Here is an 18,735-nt window from a genome sequence, read left to right on the forward strand (position 1 = left end):
TTGTCAAAATCTAAAAATTAAAAATGGCAGAATACAAATTATTGCTTCCTTCCATGGGAGAAGGTGTTATGGAAGCGACAATTATCACTTGGTTGTTCAACGAAGGTGATAGTGTAAAAGAAGATGATTCCGTAGTAGAAATTGCAACAGATAAGGTAGATTCAGACGTTCCGACACCAGTTTCGGGGAAAATCGTAAAGATTTTAAAGCAGAAAGACGAAGTTGCAAAAGTAGGTGAAGCCATTGCTATTTTAGAAATTGAAGGTGAAGGCGGAAATACGGCTTCAGAAGAACTAAAAACAGAAGCTGCACCTGCTCCGGATGCAGAAACTTTAAAAACAATAGAACAGCCACTTCAGCCGGCTGCTTCCGCACAAGAATTCTCAGGAGACCTTTATTTATCTCCTCTTGTAAAATCAATTGCACAACAGGAAAATATTTCAGAGTCTGAACTTAAATCCATTAAAGGAAGCGGTTTGGAAGGAAGAATTACCAAAGAAGATATTTTAGCTTACGTAAAAAACAGAGGAAGCCAGCCGGCTCCACAGGCAGCTCCGGTACAGCAGGATGTTTCTGCTCCACAACCGGTTGCCACATCAGCTCCGGCTTCTACAATCACTGTAGCGGCGGGTGATGAGATCATTCCTATGGACAGAATGAGAAAAATCATTGCGGAAAACATGGTGAAAGCCAAGCAGATTGCACCGCATGTAACTTCTTTCATTGAAACAGACGTTACCAACGTTGTAAAATGGAGAAACAAAAACAAAGCTGTTTTTGAAAAACGTGAGGGAGAAAAACTGACTTTCATGCCTATTTTCGTAAGAGCGGTTGTAAAAGCAATCCAAGATTTCCCAATGATCAACGTTTCTGTAAACGGTGAAAATATTATCAAGAAGAAAAACATCAATATCGGTATGGCTACAGCTTTACCGGACGGAAATCTTATTGTTCCCGTAATCAAAAATGCAGACCAATTATCTCTTTCAGGATTAGCAAAAGCGATTAATGACCTTGCATACAGAGCCAGAAATAAAAAATTAAGACCGGAAGATACTCAGGGAGCAACTTACACTATTTCAAATGTAGGAAGCTTTGGAAACTTAATGGGAACGCCTATTATTCCCCAGCCTCAGGTTGCCATCTTAGCCATCGGAGCTATCGTTAAAAAACCTGCAGTTCTTGAAACACCGGACGGAGATGTCATTGCGATCAGAAACTTAATGTTCATGTCTCACTCGTACGATCACAGAGTGGTAGACGGATCTCTGGGCGGAATGATGCTGAAGCATGTTCACGATTACCTTGAAAACTGGGATTTGAACACGGAAATATAATGTATAAGTAATGAGTAATTGGTAATGAGTAATTTGCCAGTCTCAGTATATATAAACCTTCGATTTTTTCGGAGGTTTTTTTATTATCCTATATAAACCTAACAGTTTTATAAAACCTGTTAGGTTTGCCTACAATAACCTTTTAATCAACTTTATACAAAGTTGTCACAATAATTTATTTCATTAATCTAAATAAACTTTGTATAAATGAACAAACTCACTTTTATCCAAATTAATTACAGATTTCGAAATTTTTAAAAGATATTTAATTCATTTTTTTTCATTTTAATAAAAATTAGATTAAATTTGAGGGTATGTTGAAAATATTATCCCTTGCAAGAAAAAGCCTTAAAAAATCATTTGACAATATCCGAAACGAACAGCTGAAGCATAATCTTCTTCAGGCCATTCCTTTCTGGATCGGATCCGTGATTACCGGCTTCTTTGCGGTGATGTATGCTAAAATATTTGCGTGGGGAGAAAATCTTTTACACTTTATCATGAACTGGCATGCGTGGATGATCTTTATTATCGCACCGATAGGCTTTGTATTATCTTGGTGGCTGGTAAAATTTGCCCCTAATGCCAAAGGAAGCGGAATTCCACAGGTAATGGCAGCCGTAGAGCTTGCAAACCCGAAAGAACACAGAAAAATCAGAAGTCTTTTAAGCTTAAAAATTATTGTTTTTAAAATAATATCATCCGTTGTACTTGTTATCGGAGGTGGAGCGGTAGGTCGTGAAGGTCCTACCATCCAGATTGCAGGTTCTGTTTTCAGAAAGGTAAACGAATATCTTCCCGACTGGTGGCCGAAAATTTCAAAGAAAAACATGATTATGACGGGTGCGGCAGCCGGACTGGCAGCCGCTTTCAACACCCCGCTTGGAGGAATTGTTTTTGCGGTGGAAGAACTTTCAAAAACGCATATCAATTATTTTAAAACAGCTTTATTCACAGCGGTGATCATTGCCGGTCTTACTGCTCAGACACTGGCAGGATCCTATTTATACCTGGGTTATCCGAAAACCAATGATGTTTCGCTCATGGTAATGTTCCCTATTATTCTTGTTGCAGGAATTGCAGGAATCATGGCCAGCCAGCTTTCAGTAATCATGCTCAAAATGAGTGACTGGAAAAAAAGAAAGCTGAAAACAGATAAGGCCAATGTTATATTTTTAGTAATATGTGCTTTGGTTATTGCTTCTATTGCTTTTTTTCTTAACCGGGAAATTCTGGGTTCCGGAAAAGAAATTATGGAACGGGTTCTTTTTACAGAGAACAAGCATGAAGACTGGTACGTCCCTATTTTAAGAATGCTGGGCCCTGCTCTTTCCTTTACTTCCGGAGGTGCGGGAGGTATTTTTGCGCCTGCTTTAACGGCCGGAGCAAGTATCGGCTCCGTAATTTCGGGTGCTATTAATTTAACCCCGAATGAAACCAACGTAGTAGTTCTTGGAGGAATGGTTGCTTTTCTTACAGGAATTACAAGGGCGCCGTTTACATCAGCCATTATTGTTCTGGAAATGACCGACAGGCATTCATTGATCTTTCATTTAATGCTTGCAGGGATGGTTTCATCCATTGCTTCAATCCTGGTGAGCAGACATTCTTTGTATGATGTGATTAAAGCAAATTTCTTAACCGAGATAAGAAGTGAGGAACATAAAGACTAAAACTGTCTTTTATCTTGTTTATTCCCAATAAATTCTTGCATATTATAAATATAATGTATACTTTTGCACCTCGAAATAATTAACAAATTCATTTAACATTATGAACAATTACGAAACTGTTTTCATTTTAACTCCCGTTCTATCTGACGCACAGGTGGAGGAAGCAGTGAAAAAATTTGAAGATCTTATCAAAGAAAAGAACTGCGAAATCGTTGCTAAAGAAAACTGGGGCTTAAAAAAATTAGCTTATCCAATCCAATTGAAAAAGAACGGATTTTATACTTTAATCGAATTTAAAGGAGAAGGTTCTGTAGTAGCTGATCTTGAATTAGCTTTCAAACGTGACGAGAGAGTAATCCGTTACCTTACTACAAAACTAGACAAGCATGCTATTGATTATGCTATCACTAGAAGAACTAAAGTAAAAACAGCTAAAGCTTAATTATTAACCCTATTTTTTAAAAAGACAAGACATGGCAATAGACGAAATGGCTAAACAAGCCTCAGCTGGAGGAGAATCTGAAGTAAAATTCCTTACTCCGCTTGATATCAATACAAAATCTGAAAAGAAATATTGTAGATTCAAAAAATACGGAATTAAGCACGTTGATTACAAAGATGCTGATTTCTTATTACAATTCGTGAACGAACAAGGTAAAATTTTACCAAGAAGATATACTGGAACTTCTTTAAAATACCAAAGAAAAGTTTCTGCTGCTATCAAAAGAGCAAGACACCTTGCTTTACTACCATACGTAGCTGACTTATTAAAGTAAGAAATAAAGAAACAAGAAAAAAGAGTAAAGATTCCGGTCTTTTTCTCTTTTTTTAAGTTGCTGAATAATAATTAATTCTAACGATTTTTAGATTAAAGAAAAGAAATAATTTCTAAGACTCCTGTCTTTTTTCTTCTTTCTTTGTTCTTTTCTCTAAAACTAAAAAACGGACAACAACAATGGAAATTATCCTAAAAAAAGACGTAGAAAACTTAGGACTTGAGTTTGATACAGTAAACGTAAAGCCAGGTTATGCTAGAAACTTCTTAATTCCTCAGGGAATTGCTCTTTTAGCTACACCTAAAAACAAAGCTGCTTTAGAAGCTACATTAGAAGCTAGAAAAGAAGAAGAAGCTAAATTAGTTGCTGCTGCAAACGCTGTAGTAGAACAATTGAAGAAAACTTCTGTTACAATCCCTGCAAAAGTAGGTTCTGGTGACAAATTATTCGGATCTATCAACAATGCAGACCTTTCTGCTGCTCTTGAAAAAGCTGGAGTTTCTGTAGAGAAGAAATACATCAAAATCCCAGGAAACACTATTAAGAGAACTGGTAAAGTAACTGCAAACATCAGATTACACAGAAACGTAGAATATAACTTCGAATTTGACATCGTATCTGATGCTCCGGTAGAAGCTCCTAAACCAGCTGCTCCAAAAGCAAAAGTAGAAGAAACTCCTTCTGAAGAAGCTTAAGAAGACGAGATTTCTCAAAAATATAAACCACTTCAGATTGAAGTGGTTTTTTTATGCTGACTAATTTTAAATTGTCATTAAATTGTTTCGTCGGTTACGACTTCGGAGCCCACTGATTAAAGAATTCCTTTACTTTTTCAAGGCTGTATCCCTTCCCTTCTTCCAAAACTTCACTATTCTGAACATGGATCATCTTCCCGTCACTGTCTAAAACAATAAAAACAGGATACCCGAACTTATCTCCCGGATTTCCGTACTGGCCGAAAATTTTCTCATTTTTATTTTCCGGGGAATAATTCAAATGATAATATTCGAAGTTTTTATCTGCAATAGCTTTCAGCTCGGGAGTTGTCTGTACAAACTGGTTAAACCTCAGACACCAGATACACCAGTTACCACCCGCCTGAATCATGATATTTTTCTTTTCCTTTTTTGCTTTAGCAATCAGGTTTTGAATATCTTTTTCCGCATCTGCTTTAGGATTGTATGGCTTTGGCAGCTTGCCTTTTTCTTCGGCAGCTTTTTTCTTTGCATCCAGCTCAGCATGGTCTGTTTTTACCAATAAAGCTTTATCCGTTTCTTTTGCATTTGGTTTATCTTTCAGCTCCTGAGAAAAAGCGAAAAAACTTAATCCCAAACACGCTGCTAAAATTGACTTTTTCATACCATAAAAATAAAAAAATAATACTTATTTGAAGCAAAAATAGAACCATAATTTTATTATCCGTAAATTTGCATGTTTTATGAATTTCCTGATCAAAATATTATATTTAATATCCAAGCTGCCACTGAAAATTTTGTATATATTTTCAGATATTATATTTTTTTTAAACTATTACATTGTAGGATATAGGAAAAATGTAATCACGCAGAACCTTAAGAACTCCTTTCCTGAAAAGTCGGATAATGAAATCGCTGAGATCAGAAAAAAATTCTATCTTAATTTTTCTGATTATTTGGTGGAAACCATTAAATCCTTCAGTATTTCTGAAACCGAATCCCGGGTAAGGATGCAGCACATCAATCAGGAACTTTTCCATGAAGCAAAAGAGGAAGGAAAAAACATAATTTTATTGGCCGGGCACGTATTTAACTGGGAATGGATCAATGCTCTGGCGAAAGTAATTCCACAGGATCACTGCCATCCCGTTTACAGGAAAGTAAACAGTGATTTCTGGGAAAATCAGATGAAAAAGGTCCGGAATAAGTTCGGAAACGAAGCCCTAGAAGCCAAGGAAGTGATTTTAAATATCGTACGATCAAAAAATGACGGAAGCTCTGCCTATATGTTTGTAGCGGATCAGACACCGCATTTTGCCCATATTACCTACGGTCTGGAGTTCCTCAACCAGAGAACACCCGTTTTTACCGGATATGACAGATTAGCAACCAGAATGGACCTTATTTTTATTTATTGTGAAATGAAAAAGGTGAAGCGTGGTTTTTATCAGGTAAATTATCACAGAATTTATCCTGACGGAGAAAAATTCACAGAAAATGAAGTGGTAAAAAAATTCCATAAATTATTGGAAAACACTTTAAATAAACGTCCTGACAATTATCTTTGGTCACATAGAAAATGGAAATATCAGGATTCCATTAAAAATTTTGATTCGGAAAAAATATAGGTTCTCATGTTGAAGAAATTAGCTGTTGTCATATTAAACTGGAACGGGAAAAACTGGCTTGAAAAGTTTCTTCCCGATGTGGTAGAATTCTCCCACAATGCCGATATTTATGTGATTGACAACCTGTCTACAGACGATTCTATCCTATTTTTACAGAATAATTTCCCTTCCGTAAAGATTATCAGAAATGATAAAAACTATGGTTTCGCAGGAGGCTACAATGAAGGATTAAAGGGAATAAAAAACGAATATTACTGTCTTCTTAACTCTGATGTAGAAGTTACCGAAAACTGGATCGAACCAGTCTTAAATTTATTTGAAAAAGATTCTTCCATTTCAGCAATTCAACCTAAAATTTTATCTTTTCATCAAAAGAATTATTTCGAATTTGCAGGAGCTGCCGGCGGTATGATTGATAACTTAGGATATCCTTACTGCAGAGGAAGAATTTTTGATGATCTGGAAGAAGATAAAGGCCAATATGATGATGAAACGGAGATTTTCTGGGCTTCAGGATGCTGCTTTTTTATCCGTTCAAAAGATTTTTGGGAACAGCAGGGTTTTGATGAAAGATTTTTTGCACATCAGGAGGAAATTGATCTTTGCTGGAGATTGATTAATTCCGGGAAGAAAATTTTTTACACCGGAAAATCAAAAGTTTATCATGTAGGCGGCGGAACTTTGAATAAACAAAGCCCACAAAAAACTTATTTAAACATAAGAAATAACCTTTCCATGATGCTGAAAAATCTACCATTCCCAAGACTTATATGGATAATTTTTTTCAGACTTTGTCTTGACGGGATTGCTTCTTTCTATTTTGCATATAAAAATGGGTTTTCCCATCTGTGGGCAGTAGCAAGGGCACATTTTGGGTTTTATGCACAGGCTGCAGAAACTTGGAAACGTCGACAGAAATATCAGAAAGATGATTTTTATCAGATGAAATGGTTGATTTTTAAACATTTTTTTAGATAATAGGATTTAGGGATTAGGGGTTAGGCATACTTTAAATCCAAAACATTAAACAATTTTAAATGGATTTTTGTGCAATAGACTTTGAAACAGCCACACACGAGCGAAATTCTGCTTGTGAATTAGGCGTTTGTATTGTGCAGGACTCTAAAATTATTGAAACTAAAACATGGCTTATAAAACCGCCAAGCTTTCCTTATTTTAATCCTTATAATGTAGACGTTCATGGTATCCTTCCGGATCATGTGAAAGATTCTCCTACGTTTGATGAAATCTGGTATGAAGTTGAGGAAATGATGTACGGAACATTAATGATTGCCCACAATGCAGGGTTTGATGCCGGAGTTTTAAGAGGCTGCCTGAATCATTACGGAATGTTTACCCCGAAAATAAATTACCTGTGCAGCATCCAGCTTGCAAAAAAATCATGGAATTATCTTCCAAAATACGGGCTGAAACATCTGGCCGAATATCATCAGATTAAGTTCAATCACCACAGGGCGGGTGATGATGCGGAAGTCTGTGCAAAGATTTCTTTACTGGCTTTTGAAAAGCTGTTTCTTACCAGCAATGAAGAGGTTTCTGATTATATGAAGATGAAGATTAAGAAACTGTAATTTTGAAGAATAATTTTCTTGCTGATTTACGCAGATTTATGAAAATATTATGAATTCTTCGTTTATAGCTAATTTGCTTTTCTTTGGCTTCAATCAATTACTTAAAACTTCTGATAGTAGATTGAATTTTGGAATGTCTATTTCAAAACTTTCCTGGGTTTCCATGTTTTTTACCAGGTATTTTCCGCTCATATTCCCTACTCCGGAACGAAGCATCACATTTGAGAAATAAGCAAAGCTTTCGCCATTAGGTATCTCAGGTGTCAAACCTATTACCCCATCACCGATTATCTCCGTATAACCAAAACCAACATCAAAAATCAACCACTTTCTTTTAAGAATTTTTATAGGAAAATTTTCAAGGTTTTCGATCGTTATATTGTATTTGAAAACGTATCTGTTTTCAGATGGATAACTGTTTTTACTATCATATTCAGGTACTACTGAAACTCTGATATTAGAAGTCATTTTTGAGAACATCATCTTAGTATTTCTTGAATAGATACAAAAATCTCGCCTTTTTCAAGGCGAGATTAGAAATTTATATTATAATTTATCAAAATTTATAATCCAAGACCTTTTCTTTCGTCTCCACCTAGTAAGATTTCAACAGGATTGTCAATACCTTCTTTTACTGCAACAAGGAATCCTACAGACTCTTTACCATCAATAATTCTATGGTCATAAGACATTGCAACATACATCATTGGACGAATTACCACCTGCCCGTCAACCGCTACCGGTCTCTGGATGATATTGTGCATACCAAGAATTGCAGATTGAGGAGGGTTAATGATTGGTGTGGACATCATAGACCCGAAAGTACCCCCGTTTGTAATAGTGAAAGTACCACCAGTCATCTCATCTACAGTGATTTTACCGTCTCTTACTTTAGTAGCAAGATCTTTAATATTTGCTTCAACGCTAGCAAAAGACATATTTTCAGCGTTTCTCAATACAGGAACCATAAGTCCTTTAGGACCTGAAACCGCAATTGAGATATCGCAGAAATCATAGTTTACTTTAAAATCTCCGTCGATAGATGCATTTACATCCGGATACATCTGTAATGCTCTTGTAACCGCTTTTGTGAAGAAAGACATGAAACCAAGTCCTACTCCGTGTCTCTGAGCAAATTCATCCTTATATAGTTTTCTTAATCTAAAGATTTCAGACATGTCAACTTCATTGAAAGTCGTTAACATCGCTGTTTCATTCTTTACAGAAACTAATCTCTGAGCGATTTTTCTTCTAAGAACTGAAAGTTTTGTAGTGGTTGTAGATCTTGAACCTGTAGCAGAAACAGGGTTTCCTCCCAATGCAGGAACAGCCGCTAATTCAGCATCAGATTTAGAGATTCTTCCGTCTCTACCGGAACCTGAAACCTGAGAAGCATCAATTCCTTTTTCGTCAAGGATTTTCTTAGCTGCCGGAGACGGAGCACCCGTTGCATACGTTTGAGTTGCAGCAGCTACCGGTTGAGCAGCAGGTTTTGGAGCCTCCTGTTTTGCAGGTTCAGCAGCTTTTGGAGCTTCTTCCTTTTTTGGAGCTTCAGCAGCCGGCGCAGTACCACCCGCAGGTTTTGCAGCATCCATATCAATAAGGCAAACTACCTGTCCTACCTGTACAACGTCACCTTCCTCAGCTTTCAAAGTAATAACACCACTTTCTTCCGCAGGCAATTCAAGAGTCGCTTTATCTGAATCTACTTCAGCGATTGGTTGATCTTTTTCTACGTAATCACCATCTTTCACAAGCCAGGTTGCAATTTCAACTTCTGTTATTGATTCGCCCGGTGAAGGAACTTTCATTTCTAAAACTGACATATCGTATTTTTTATTTTTTTATTTATTATTTTTTTGGACTTTAAGAAAATAGACAAAAGACAAATTTCTAACTTCTAATCTCTAATTTCTAAATTTAATTTAAGCTGTTACAGGTCTTTTTACAGGAGCATCATCTCTGTCGAATACCCTGTTGATAACTGCATTTTGGTTTTTCTCAAACATTTTGTGACTTCCGGGAGCCGGAGCACCACTTGGAACCGGAGCAATTACCTGAATTCCCGTATCTCTAAAATTTCTTAAGATATAAGACCAAGCACCCATATTTTCAGGTTCTTCCTGAGCCCAAATGATTGATTTTTTATTTTCATATTTGCTGAATACTGCTTCAATAGCATCTGCCTGAAGCGGATACAATTGCTCGAATCTTACCAAAGCAATATTTTCAGCATTCAATTCCTCTTTTTTAGCTAAAAGCTCGAAGTATAATTTACCAGAACACAGAACTAATTTCTCTACTTTTTTAGGATCGGCCGTAGGATCGTCCAAGATAGGCTGGAAGCCTCCTGTTGCAAAATCTTCTAATGGAGAAACCACTTTCGGATGTCTTAGCAATGATTTCGGGCTCATAACAATTAATGGTTTTCTGAATGACCATTTCAATTGTCTTCTTAATAAATGGAAATAGTTGGCAGGAGAAGTAATATTCGCCACTACCATATTTTCATTAGCACAAAGCGTTAAGAATCTTTCCAGTCTTGCTGAAGAGTGTTCTGCACCCTGCCCTTCCGAACCGTGCGGCAATAACATTACCAGTCCGTCCTGAATTTTCCATTTTTCTTCTGCCGCCGCTAAATATTGGTCAACAATAATTTGAGCACCATTTACGAAATCCCCGAACTGAGCTTCCCAAATCGTCAATGTATTAGGAGAAGCCATTGCGTAACCATAATCAAACCCTAAAACACCATATTCCGAAAGGTGAGAATTGTATACATCAAATCTGCTTTCCGAAACATGTCTTAACGGGATATATTCTTCCTCTGTATCTTCAGTTTTCACAACAGCGTGTCTGTGTGAGAATGTTCCTCTTTCCACATCTTCACCGGAAATTCTTACGTTGTGACCTTCTACAAGAAGTGTAGCGTAAGCCAGCCATTCTCCAAGAGCCCAGTCTAAAGAATTTGCTTCAATAGCCTTGATTCTGTTTTCGAAAAGTCTTGTAATTTTATTAATAAACTTTTTATCAGCAGGAAGTGTTGACATTTTAATTGCCAGCTCTTTCAGCTTATTTAAGTCGTATTTAGTATCCACAGGCTGCTGAACGGCTCCTCTTTTTCCGATAGGATAATTCGTCCAGTCCTCTGCCATGAAAACATCCATTACGTTTTTCTCAATTTCTTTGGAAGCATCGAAATCCTTATCCAAAAGACCTTTGAAATCTGCCTCCATTTTAGCAATAACATCGTTTGATGTAACGCTGTCCTTCAGTAATTTATCTTTATAAATTTCTCTTGGATTCGGGTGTTTTGAAATTAATTTATACAAATTAGGCTGTGTGAATCTAGGTTCATCACCTTCGTTGTGGCCATATTTTCTGTATCCTAATAAGTCGATATAAACATCTTTTCCAAACTTCGCTCTGAAATCAGCTGCAAAATGAATCGCATGAACCACCGCTTCTGCATCATCTGCATTCACGTGCATTACAGGAGATTCCGTTACTTTTGCGATATCTGTACAATAGGTGGAAGACCTTGCATCCATATAGTTTGTTGTAAATGAAACCTGGTTATTCACAACAATATGCACTGTACCACCCGTTCTGTATCCTTCTAAAGTCATCATCTGAGCAACTTCATAGGCTATACCCTGACCAGCGATAGCACCGTCTCCGTGGATTACGATAGGTAAAATTTTAGAATAATCCCCTTTATATTTATCATCCACTTTTGCACGGCAGATCCCTTCTACAAGGGCTGCAACCGTTTCCAGGTGGGACGGGTTCGGTGTTAAGTTGATTGAAACTTCTTCTCCTGAAGCAGTCTTGATCTTTTTAGAAGAACCCAAGTGATATTTCACGTCACCAGAGAATACATCTTCTTCAAACTCTTTCCCTTCAAATTCTGAGAAAATCTGCTTGTAAGATTTCCCGAAAATATTAGTTAAAACATTCAGCCTTCCTCTGTGCGCCATTCCTAAAACAACTTCATCAACACCAAGCTGGGAAGATCTTGAAATCAGCTGATCCAAAGCAGGGATCAACGTTTCACCACCTTCTAATGAGAATCTTTTCTGACCCACAAATTTTGTATGAAGATAATTTTCAAACGCAACAGCCTGATTCAGCTTTAATAAAATTTCCGTTTTTTCATTAGCCGAAAGGCTTGGATGATTTTCGTTCACCTGAAGCCATCTTTTGATGAAATCTTTTTCTTCAACATTGTTGATATGCATGTATTCAACCCCGATAGAATCGCAGTAAATCGTCTGCAGACGGTTAACAATTTCCTGTAAAGTTGCAGGTTCTTTGAAACCGATTTCTACCGCCCCGTTGAATTTTGTATTTAAATCCGCACTGCTCAGTCCGAAATTTTCGATATCTAAAGTAGGTGTATAATGTCTTCTTTCTCTAACCGGGTTTGTTTTCGTAAACAGGTGTCCTCTCGTTCTGTAAGCCTCAATAAGATTTACTACCTTGAATTCTTTTTTGATGTGCTCAGGAACCTCCCCGTTTGATGCTGCCTGAGTTGCCTGCTGTACTGCAGGAGCCGAAGCTGCCGAAGTTGGAATATATTGGCCGTTATCATCATCACCATAGGTCTCCAAAGCAAAATCGAAACCTTGAAAGAAGGCTTTCCATGATGGTTCTAAAGAGTCCGGGAATTTTAAATACTGTTGGTATAAATCCTCAATTAACTGAGAATGAGCTGCGTTTAGGAATGAAAATCTGTCCATTATTACAGTTTATCTATTATTAAAATTTATTTGTAGAATTAATCTTCAAATTTAATAAAAAAAACCGAGGTGGAACAGCCCTAAACCATTAAAAATAACTATGAAAGAAATAATTTTCGGTAATCTACTTGTACACCGACAGGGATAGCTTTATATTCACGTTCTGACCTTCCGTCGGGCGTTCCAGGAAAGTCTGCCGGATATCTCCAAAACGCATTTCGTCTTTTTTTGCTTTCTGGATTAGCTGCTGGATTGCTTTTACCCTTCCTTCATAGGTTCCCTTGTAATACATGACGTAATCCTGTGAAGCATTTATTGTTCTGAAACTGAAATTATTATCTGTAACCCCAAACTTTTTGGAAAGTGGAATTCCAAGGTAATAAGATACTTCCTTATCCTTGTAATTGTCGGCATCGGTAATCAATGTCGGGAACCCGAATTCATCGTCTCTTTTGCCTAAATCCATGGTAGTATAATTGTAAATTTTATTATAATTCATTACAATATTTCTGAAAAGGGCGTCTTTTTTATTCGATGTGCTTACGTTGATTCCCAATAATAGTTTGGATTCTTCATTTTCCACCATCAGGCTGTCGTATTTTATGGCGGCCATCTGGTTGTCTTTTTCTACTTTATTACCCAGAACATTTTTAAGATTCACCATACTTTTATCGATATTTTCTGCAAAACGGTCTTCTGTCCAGAAATTTTCAACCCGTCGCAGAACAGATAATTTCGGAGTCTGAACAATCCAGGTAATTTTCGTTTTTGTGGGTGAAACGGCTTTGAACTTTACGTCCACCAAAGTAGGACTTTCATTTCTGTCTTCGAAAAGCTGATACCTCAACGTTCTGTTTGGATTTTCATATCGGATAAACATTTCCCCGTCCGTATCATTTTTAGGGTCTACGTAGCTGATAGAGCTTCCCTGCCCTTCGTACGGCGTATAATAATCAATATCAATAGATTGGGAGCTTGTAAAAAAATTATTCCAGCGTGTAAAATTCTGCAGGTTATTAAACTGTCCGAAAACTTTCTCAACAGGATAATCAATCTCCTTTTCAATCTTGAAATCTTTGCTTTCATCCACAAAATAGTACATAGAACCCGCATAGGCCCCAACCAGCAAAATAATAAATACCGCAATAATCTTTATAAAACGCATCGCACAAATGTATTGAAAATAACAAAAGTGACCAATATGTTGATCACTATGATGGGGAAATTATTTATAATATTCAATTTTTCTAATCCACTTATATAAATCTTTTCCATTTACATTTTTAATAATTTCTGTCCAGTTTTTTTGCTTGTCAAAGGTATATTTGAAGTTAATTATTGAAGGTTCTTTTTTATCATACTTATCTAAATAAAGTACTTTGGTTATATAATTATTTTTATATTCGAAGCTTGTATCATACCAAACTTTTTCATTGTAATACATTATTCTCCTCTCTAATTTTTGATCTTTAGAATAAGTGTAAACTATATATGAAGTCTTTCCAGCATTATCTTTTTTTTCTTCTTTTATAATTTTCCCATTTCTAGAAATAATATAAGAATAAAGATTTCCGTCTGAAAAATTAATTTCTTTTATTACATTTCCAAAATTATCATACTCATATTTAAGATGTCTATCTAAATAAATTTTTCTGTTTTGGAAATCGCTTTCATATTTGAAAAACTTATCTTCGATTACTTTATAATGATTATCGTAAGTCTTTACCCTCGTTAATTTCTTGTAATAAATTGAATCTTTAACTTGAATATATCCTTTATCTATTTTTTTCCAAATATCATTAGTAATGGTAAAAATACTGTCTGTTTTTGAAATTGTATCAAACTTCGTAACAATTAAAGGCTTAAAGCTTTCATAATTATTTACAAATTTTTTCAAGGGTCCATCCTTACTTTTGAAATAAGCTTCTACAAATTTCGCTGTTTTATTATTTCCTTCGTAAAAATAGCGATATGCTTTTTCTGAGTATCCCTTAACTTTTTCTAAAACTAATCTATTCAAATTATCATAGGTGTAATCATAATCATCAACAATTTTCCCTGATTTATAATACCATATTTGTTTCGTAATATTCCGGTTTTTATCGTAATATGTTTCATTATTGATATAACGGCAAAAATCTGTTTCAAACCATGTATCTCTCATACTTTCCCTTAAAATTTCGGGTTCCATAATTGTCGCGTGGCCATATTCATCATCTCCTTTCATGAAAGTAAATGGTCCCGAATCATTAAGAAAAATAACATATTCTTTCACATATTTAGGTCGTCCTAAAATTGAGTCTTTGATAACCTGAGAATTAAAAAGTGTGGATAAAAGAATTAAAAAAAATAATATTTGTTTCATATCTCATCATTTGAAAAGCCTCTTTTCAGAGGCTTTGTTTTATTGCTTAGTAAAAATTAAATCCTTTGTCTCAGGAAGATAAATGGTTGTATTTGTTCCCGTTGGACATTTACTGCTATCTATAATTGTACTATTTGGAATATATTCCCATGAAATTTGGGTTGTATTGAGTTTTTTCAAACGTATACTTCCCCAGCCGACTCCACAGTTCGTACCACCATACGATAGCATCACTAAATTGTGATAAGGATTAATTATTGTACTATAAATTGTATGTTGAATCTGATTAGATTGAAAGTTCATATTTTGAGTATCTTGTAAAATTGCTTGTGAGGAATTTTTAACAGTAAACCTGATAGATAAAACATCTCGGTAAAATTTCTGGCCAACATAGTCTATTAATTTATGAACCTCTTTAGTAATAAATAAAGTAATTTCTTTTCCGTTATAATTAGCTTTATAAATTCCAATATAAGGATTCAGCTCATTATTTGTATCCTTTAAATATGAATAATTTGGAATATTTCTAAAATCAGTATTTAATGGATATTCCTGCGCTTTACATGATAAGAAGCTTATAAAAAAGCTAAGAAGTATTATTGTTTTAAATTTTATTGTTTTCATCTTTATATTTTTATTGACAATCCATTGGTATTGGTTGATTATTATTATCTAAATTAATATTTTTTATTTGGTTATTCTCTATTCTTTGAAGATTAACCTTTCCATCTAATCCCATCTCTTTTAAGGTATAAAAAAATAATGCTTCAAGACCTTTGGCATTAAGTTTTAAATGATCAATGGAGTATTGGGAATCCAATAACATAACATCATGAATATTCTGACACTTAATTTTATAATTATCCAAGTCTTCCTGAGAGAAAGTTTTAATTGCATCTTGATAAGTTCCACTAAACCAAATAACATAATGCATACCATAAGGAGCTATTACTCCTAAGTAAGAATTATTTACATTTGAGGGATTAGAAGTTGGCTGTGCTTTTGCAAATCCTAATAATTGATCTATATCCGGTGGTGAAAAGATTGGTATTCCGGCTACAGTATGATTATGGTAACCTCCGGCATAACCTGTTTTATCGCCAAAATTTACACTATGATCCTCCCCTATAATTGTTGCAGAAGGTGTTCCGTCTGTTTTAAATTTTATCCCCCTTTCTCCATAATTGGGATCGTCTTCAGGAAGTTGAGATTGATTTTTTAATTCGTTAAAACCCGCCTGCATTTTAGGATTATTTACAATACTTTTTGTTTTCTCGCAGGGGGTGGTGTATTTAGGATTTCCACCTAGATTCGGCAATGTGGGAGTACCTATGGCACATCCATTCTCATCTGTTAATGTAGTCTGCAATGAGGTAGAAGGCACCACAATACAAGGTGGGTCTTCCGGCTGCGGGTCAGGATTTGGAATTATTCCGCCTCCTCCTGTACTTCCTCCTCCTACAGGAGCTGTAGAATCATCGATAGGGTCAGGATCTCCTGTACAAACCATTGCAACAACTGTGTAATGCACCGGGGGATAACCCCCTTCCGCACTCTGCCAGTTACAGCCTCCCCAGGTGCTTTCATTTCCCGCATGATGATCTCCTGTGTAGCAGGCGAAATAAACATCCACGTCCTGATAGCCGCAGTTCTGCTTACCCAGAGGATTTCCATAGGTTCCTTTTTTAAGCTCTGTAACTTCTACTTTTCCATTCCTGTTGACATCTCCACCGGAAAGCAAAATCTGCTTTTCCTGCTGAGTAAACTTATAGGTTACCAGAAACTCCCTGTATGTTCCGTCAGGAAGGGGAGTAAGCAATAAGTTTTCGACCGGAGCATCTGCAGGGGCGTTCTCCCTGTGGATTTTAAAAGTGTAGGTATGGTAATTGGATCCGTTTTCAATATAGATCACATGATCCGTGTCTATTGAAACTCCGTTTCCATAGTTCACTACTTTCCCGGAAATATTGGTTTTAAATGTTTTAAAAGCCTGTTCTGCTTTTTGCAGTTCTGTTGAAAGTTTGTCTAAGTGTTTACTTTCCTGTAAAGAAATAGTTCTTGAAGTGAGTTTGAAAGCACTGCTGTTGTTATAAGCTTCATGCTGTTCATTAAGATAGTCGTTCCTGCAGGATTGCAGCATAAGACCAAGAACTGCCATAAACGACAGCCAAGAAAATATTTTTTTCTTCATTTGTTTTGTTGTTTTTTAAAGCTGTAAATATATAATTTTTTCACAAACGTAAGAATAAAATTTTAAGTAGGCAAATTTGCCTACTTAAAATTTACAGCAAAATCTAACCTTTGCCATGTGGAAGATTTAGATTCAATACAATTAAAGAAAATAGGAAACAGGCTTCAGGAACTGCGCCTGCAAAAGAATCTTACACAAAAAGAGCTTGCCTTTTTAGTAGATGTAGAAATTTCTCAAATCACAAGAATAGAACGAGGCATTATCAATACCTCAGTTCTTAATCTTATGAAAGTTGTTAATGCTCTTGAAATTTCAATGAGCGAATTTTTTAAGGATATAGATTTCTGATCATTACCCAATATGCGTTCCCGGAGGCAGCACTGCCCCCTTCTTCACTACAATAATTCCGTCCTGCACAGAATAAGTTCCGTAATCACCGTCTTTGATATGCTTTCCACCGATGATTCTTACATTATCACCGATGTAGCAGTTTTTATCCAAGATAGCTTTTTCTATATAACAGTATTTCCCGATTCCCATATTTGGACGGCCTTCTCTGTCATTCATCACGATTTCTTTGGTGTCCTGATAAAAATCGGCACCCATTACGTAAGCATTTACAATGGTGCTTCCTTTATCAATCCTTGTTCTGTTTCCAATTACGGAATTCTCAATCTTATCTGCCATAATGATACACCCGTCACCAAAAACCGCCTTGCTTACGTAGGAACCGTTGATTTTTGATGGTGGAAGCATCCTCGCTCTTGTATAAATAGGTGAAGAGGAGAAAAGATTAAACTGAGGGAAATCCTGACAAAGATCAAGATTGGCTTCGTAGAAGGATTCTATGGTACCAATGTCTGTCCAGTACCCTTCATACTGATAACTTAATGTTGTGTATTTTCCAATGGAATTAGGGATAATATCTTTTCCGAAATCGTCTCCGGCTCCTTCATCAAACATTTTTTTAAGAATGCTTTTTGTAAAAATATAAATTCCCATAGAAGCAAGATATTCTTTTCCTGCATGCTTGTTTTCCTCAGAAACTTCAGATTTTAAGCCTTCCAGCATATCAAAGCCTGGCTTCTCAACGAATGAAGTGATATTTCCTTCATCATCAGAACTCAAAATACCAAATCCAGTGGCATCTTTAGCATTTACCGGAATGGTTGCAATCGTTACATCTCCTCCTTTTTCAATGTGGAAATCCAGCATTTCTCGGAAATCCATTTGATACAGCTGGTCTCCGGACAGGATTAAAATATAATCATAATCATACTTTTCCAGATGCTTCATGGATTGGCGCACGGCGTCTGCAGTTCCCTGATACCAGCTGTCGTTTTCCACATTCTGTTCTGCAGCAAGAATGTCTACGAAACCTTTGCTGAAAATATCGAAATGATAAGAGTTTTTGATATGGGAATTCAAAGAAGCGGAATTGAACTGCGTCAACACTAAGATTTTATTTAATCCTGAATTTAAGCAGTTTGAAATCGGAATATCCACCAATCTGTACTTTCCGGCGATGGGAACCGCTGGTTTTGATCTTGAATATGTTAAAGGAAACAATCTCGTTCCTCTACCTCCTCCTAAAACAATGGAAATTACATTGCGTTTCATAAATTATCTTGCGTTTTTATTTATTATATTTTAGTGTAAAGAATTTTATTATACCCTTCGAGAACTCAGAGTGACACAGCTAATATTAAACTTTAATTGCCACTGTCAGGCTGAGG

18 protein-coding genes are annotated in these 18,735 nt (G+C 36.0%); 9 read left to right on the plus strand and 9 right to left on the minus strand.

All coding sequences use genetic code 11. The features are described 5' to 3' along the window. The first annotated feature begins 23 nt into the window (after positions 1-23). The 5 genes from H560_RS0119895 to rplI all read left to right on the plus strand — a co-directional run bounded on the left by H560_RS0119895 (position 24) and on the right by rplI (position 4,481). Positions 24-1,337, plus strand: a complete 1,314-nt coding sequence (locus H560_RS0119895) for a dihydrolipoamide acetyltransferase family protein (protein ID WP_027381596.1) — start codon at positions 24-26, stop codon at positions 1,335-1,337. 314 nt (positions 1,338-1,651) lie between these two features. After that, positions 1,652-3,010 (plus strand): chloride channel protein, encoded by a 1,359-nt coding sequence (locus H560_RS22120; protein WP_034753386.1) that lies wholly within the window; start codon positions 1,652-1,654, stop codon positions 3,008-3,010. A 100-nt stretch (positions 3,011-3,110) separates the two neighbouring features. Further along, positions 3,111-3,452: a 30S ribosomal protein S6 gene (rpsF, locus tag H560_RS0119905; protein ID WP_027381597.1), complete on the plus strand. Its 342-nt coding sequence runs from the start codon at positions 3,111-3,113 to the stop codon at positions 3,450-3,452. Between the two features lie 31 nt (positions 3,453-3,483). Continuing rightward, the gene (gene rpsR / locus H560_RS0119910) at positions 3,484-3,786 is read left to right on the plus strand and encodes a 30S ribosomal protein S18 (RefSeq protein ID WP_002979091.1); all 303 of its coding nucleotides are present in this window, start codon (positions 3,484-3,486) and stop codon (positions 3,784-3,786) included. 179 nt (positions 3,787-3,965) lie between these two features. Further along, a complete protein-coding gene (gene rplI, locus H560_RS0119915; protein ID WP_027381598.1) occupies positions 3,966-4,481 on the plus strand; it encodes a 50S ribosomal protein L9 in 516 nt (171 codons plus the stop codon). A 94-nt stretch (positions 4,482-4,575) separates the two neighbouring features. Here the strand turns inward: rplI and H560_RS0119920 are convergent, their stop codons facing one another. Then, positions 4,576-5,145 carry a thioredoxin family protein gene (locus H560_RS0119920; RefSeq protein ID WP_027381599.1) on the minus strand — a complete coding sequence of 190 codons (570 nt, stop codon included), beginning with the start codon at positions 5,143-5,145 and terminating at the stop codon, positions 4,576-4,578. A 79-nt stretch (positions 5,146-5,224) separates the two neighbouring features. On the opposite strand from H560_RS0119920, the gene H560_RS0119925 reads away from it, so the two are divergent. From H560_RS0119925 to H560_RS0119935, 3 genes are read left to right on the plus strand one after another with little or no spacing between them, the layout of a single operon-like run. Then, positions 5,225-6,109, plus strand: coding sequence for a lysophospholipid acyltransferase family protein (locus H560_RS0119925; protein WP_027381600.1), 885 nt, complete (start codon positions 5,225-5,227; stop codon positions 6,107-6,109). A 6-nt stretch (positions 6,110-6,115) separates the two neighbouring features. Beyond that, positions 6,116-7,087, plus strand: a complete 972-nt coding sequence (locus tag H560_RS0119930) for a glycosyltransferase family 2 protein (RefSeq protein ID WP_027381601.1) — start codon at positions 6,116-6,118, stop codon at positions 7,085-7,087. 59 nt (positions 7,088-7,146) lie between these two features. Then, a complete protein-coding gene (locus tag H560_RS0119935; protein WP_027381602.1) occupies positions 7,147-7,701 on the plus strand; it encodes a 3'-5' exonuclease in 555 nt (184 codons plus the stop codon). A gap of 93 nt (positions 7,702-7,794) precedes the next feature. Here H560_RS0119935 and apaG read toward each other — a convergent pair whose 3' ends face one another. The 7 genes from apaG to H560_RS0119970 form a co-directional block, all read right to left on the minus strand. Then, positions 7,795-8,184, minus strand: a complete 390-nt coding sequence (gene apaG / locus H560_RS0119940) for a Co2+/Mg2+ efflux protein ApaG (protein ID WP_034753389.1) — start codon at positions 8,182-8,184, stop codon at positions 7,795-7,797. 80 nt (positions 8,185-8,264) lie between these two features. After that, positions 8,265-9,527: a 2-oxoglutarate dehydrogenase complex dihydrolipoyllysine-residue succinyltransferase gene (gene odhB / locus H560_RS0119945; protein ID WP_027381604.1), complete on the minus strand. Its 1,263-nt coding sequence runs from the start codon at positions 9,525-9,527 to the stop codon at positions 8,265-8,267. 99 nt (positions 9,528-9,626) lie between these two features. Next, complete coding sequence (locus H560_RS0119950; protein ID WP_027381605.1) at positions 9,627-12,443, minus strand: 2-oxoglutarate dehydrogenase E1 component; 2,817 nt, start codon at positions 12,441-12,443, stop codon at positions 9,627-9,629. Between the two features lie 124 nt (positions 12,444-12,567). Beyond that, a complete protein-coding gene (locus H560_RS0119955) occupies positions 12,568-13,608 on the minus strand; it encodes an SRPBCC domain-containing protein (protein ID WP_027381606.1) in 1,041 nt (346 codons plus the stop codon). Between the two features lie 60 nt (positions 13,609-13,668). Beyond that, on the minus strand, positions 13,669-14,808 hold the full coding sequence (locus H560_RS0119960; RefSeq protein WP_027381607.1) for a hypothetical protein: 1,140 nt from the start codon (positions 14,806-14,808) through the stop codon (positions 13,669-13,671). A 39-nt stretch (positions 14,809-14,847) separates the two neighbouring features. Beyond that, positions 14,848-15,432 (minus strand): DUF6705 family protein, encoded by a 585-nt coding sequence (locus H560_RS0119965; RefSeq protein WP_027381608.1) that lies wholly within the window; start codon positions 15,430-15,432, stop codon positions 14,848-14,850. A 10-nt stretch (positions 15,433-15,442) separates the two neighbouring features. Then, the gene (locus H560_RS0119970; protein ID WP_027381609.1) at positions 15,443-16,999 is read right to left on the minus strand and encodes a hypothetical protein; all 1,557 of its coding nucleotides are present in this window, start codon (positions 16,997-16,999) and stop codon (positions 15,443-15,445) included. Between the two features lie 117 nt (positions 17,000-17,116). On the opposite strand from H560_RS0119970, the gene H560_RS22125 reads away from it, so the two are divergent. Continuing rightward, entirely contained in the window at positions 17,117-17,347 is a 231-nt protein-coding gene (locus H560_RS22125) for a helix-turn-helix domain-containing protein (RefSeq protein WP_051289409.1), read from the plus strand. A gap of 3 nt (positions 17,348-17,350) precedes the next feature. Here H560_RS22125 and H560_RS0119980 read toward each other — a convergent pair whose 3' ends face one another. Beyond that, a complete protein-coding gene (locus H560_RS0119980; RefSeq protein WP_027381610.1) occupies positions 17,351-18,619 on the minus strand; it encodes a glucose-1-phosphate adenylyltransferase in 1,269 nt (422 codons plus the stop codon). Positions 18,620-18,735 lie beyond the last annotated feature (116 nt).

It is taken from the genome of Chryseobacterium daeguense DSM 19388 (genome assembly GCF_000430825.1).
Taxonomy (GTDB): domain Bacteria; phylum Bacteroidota; class Bacteroidia; order Flavobacteriales; family Weeksellaceae; genus Chryseobacterium; species Chryseobacterium daeguense.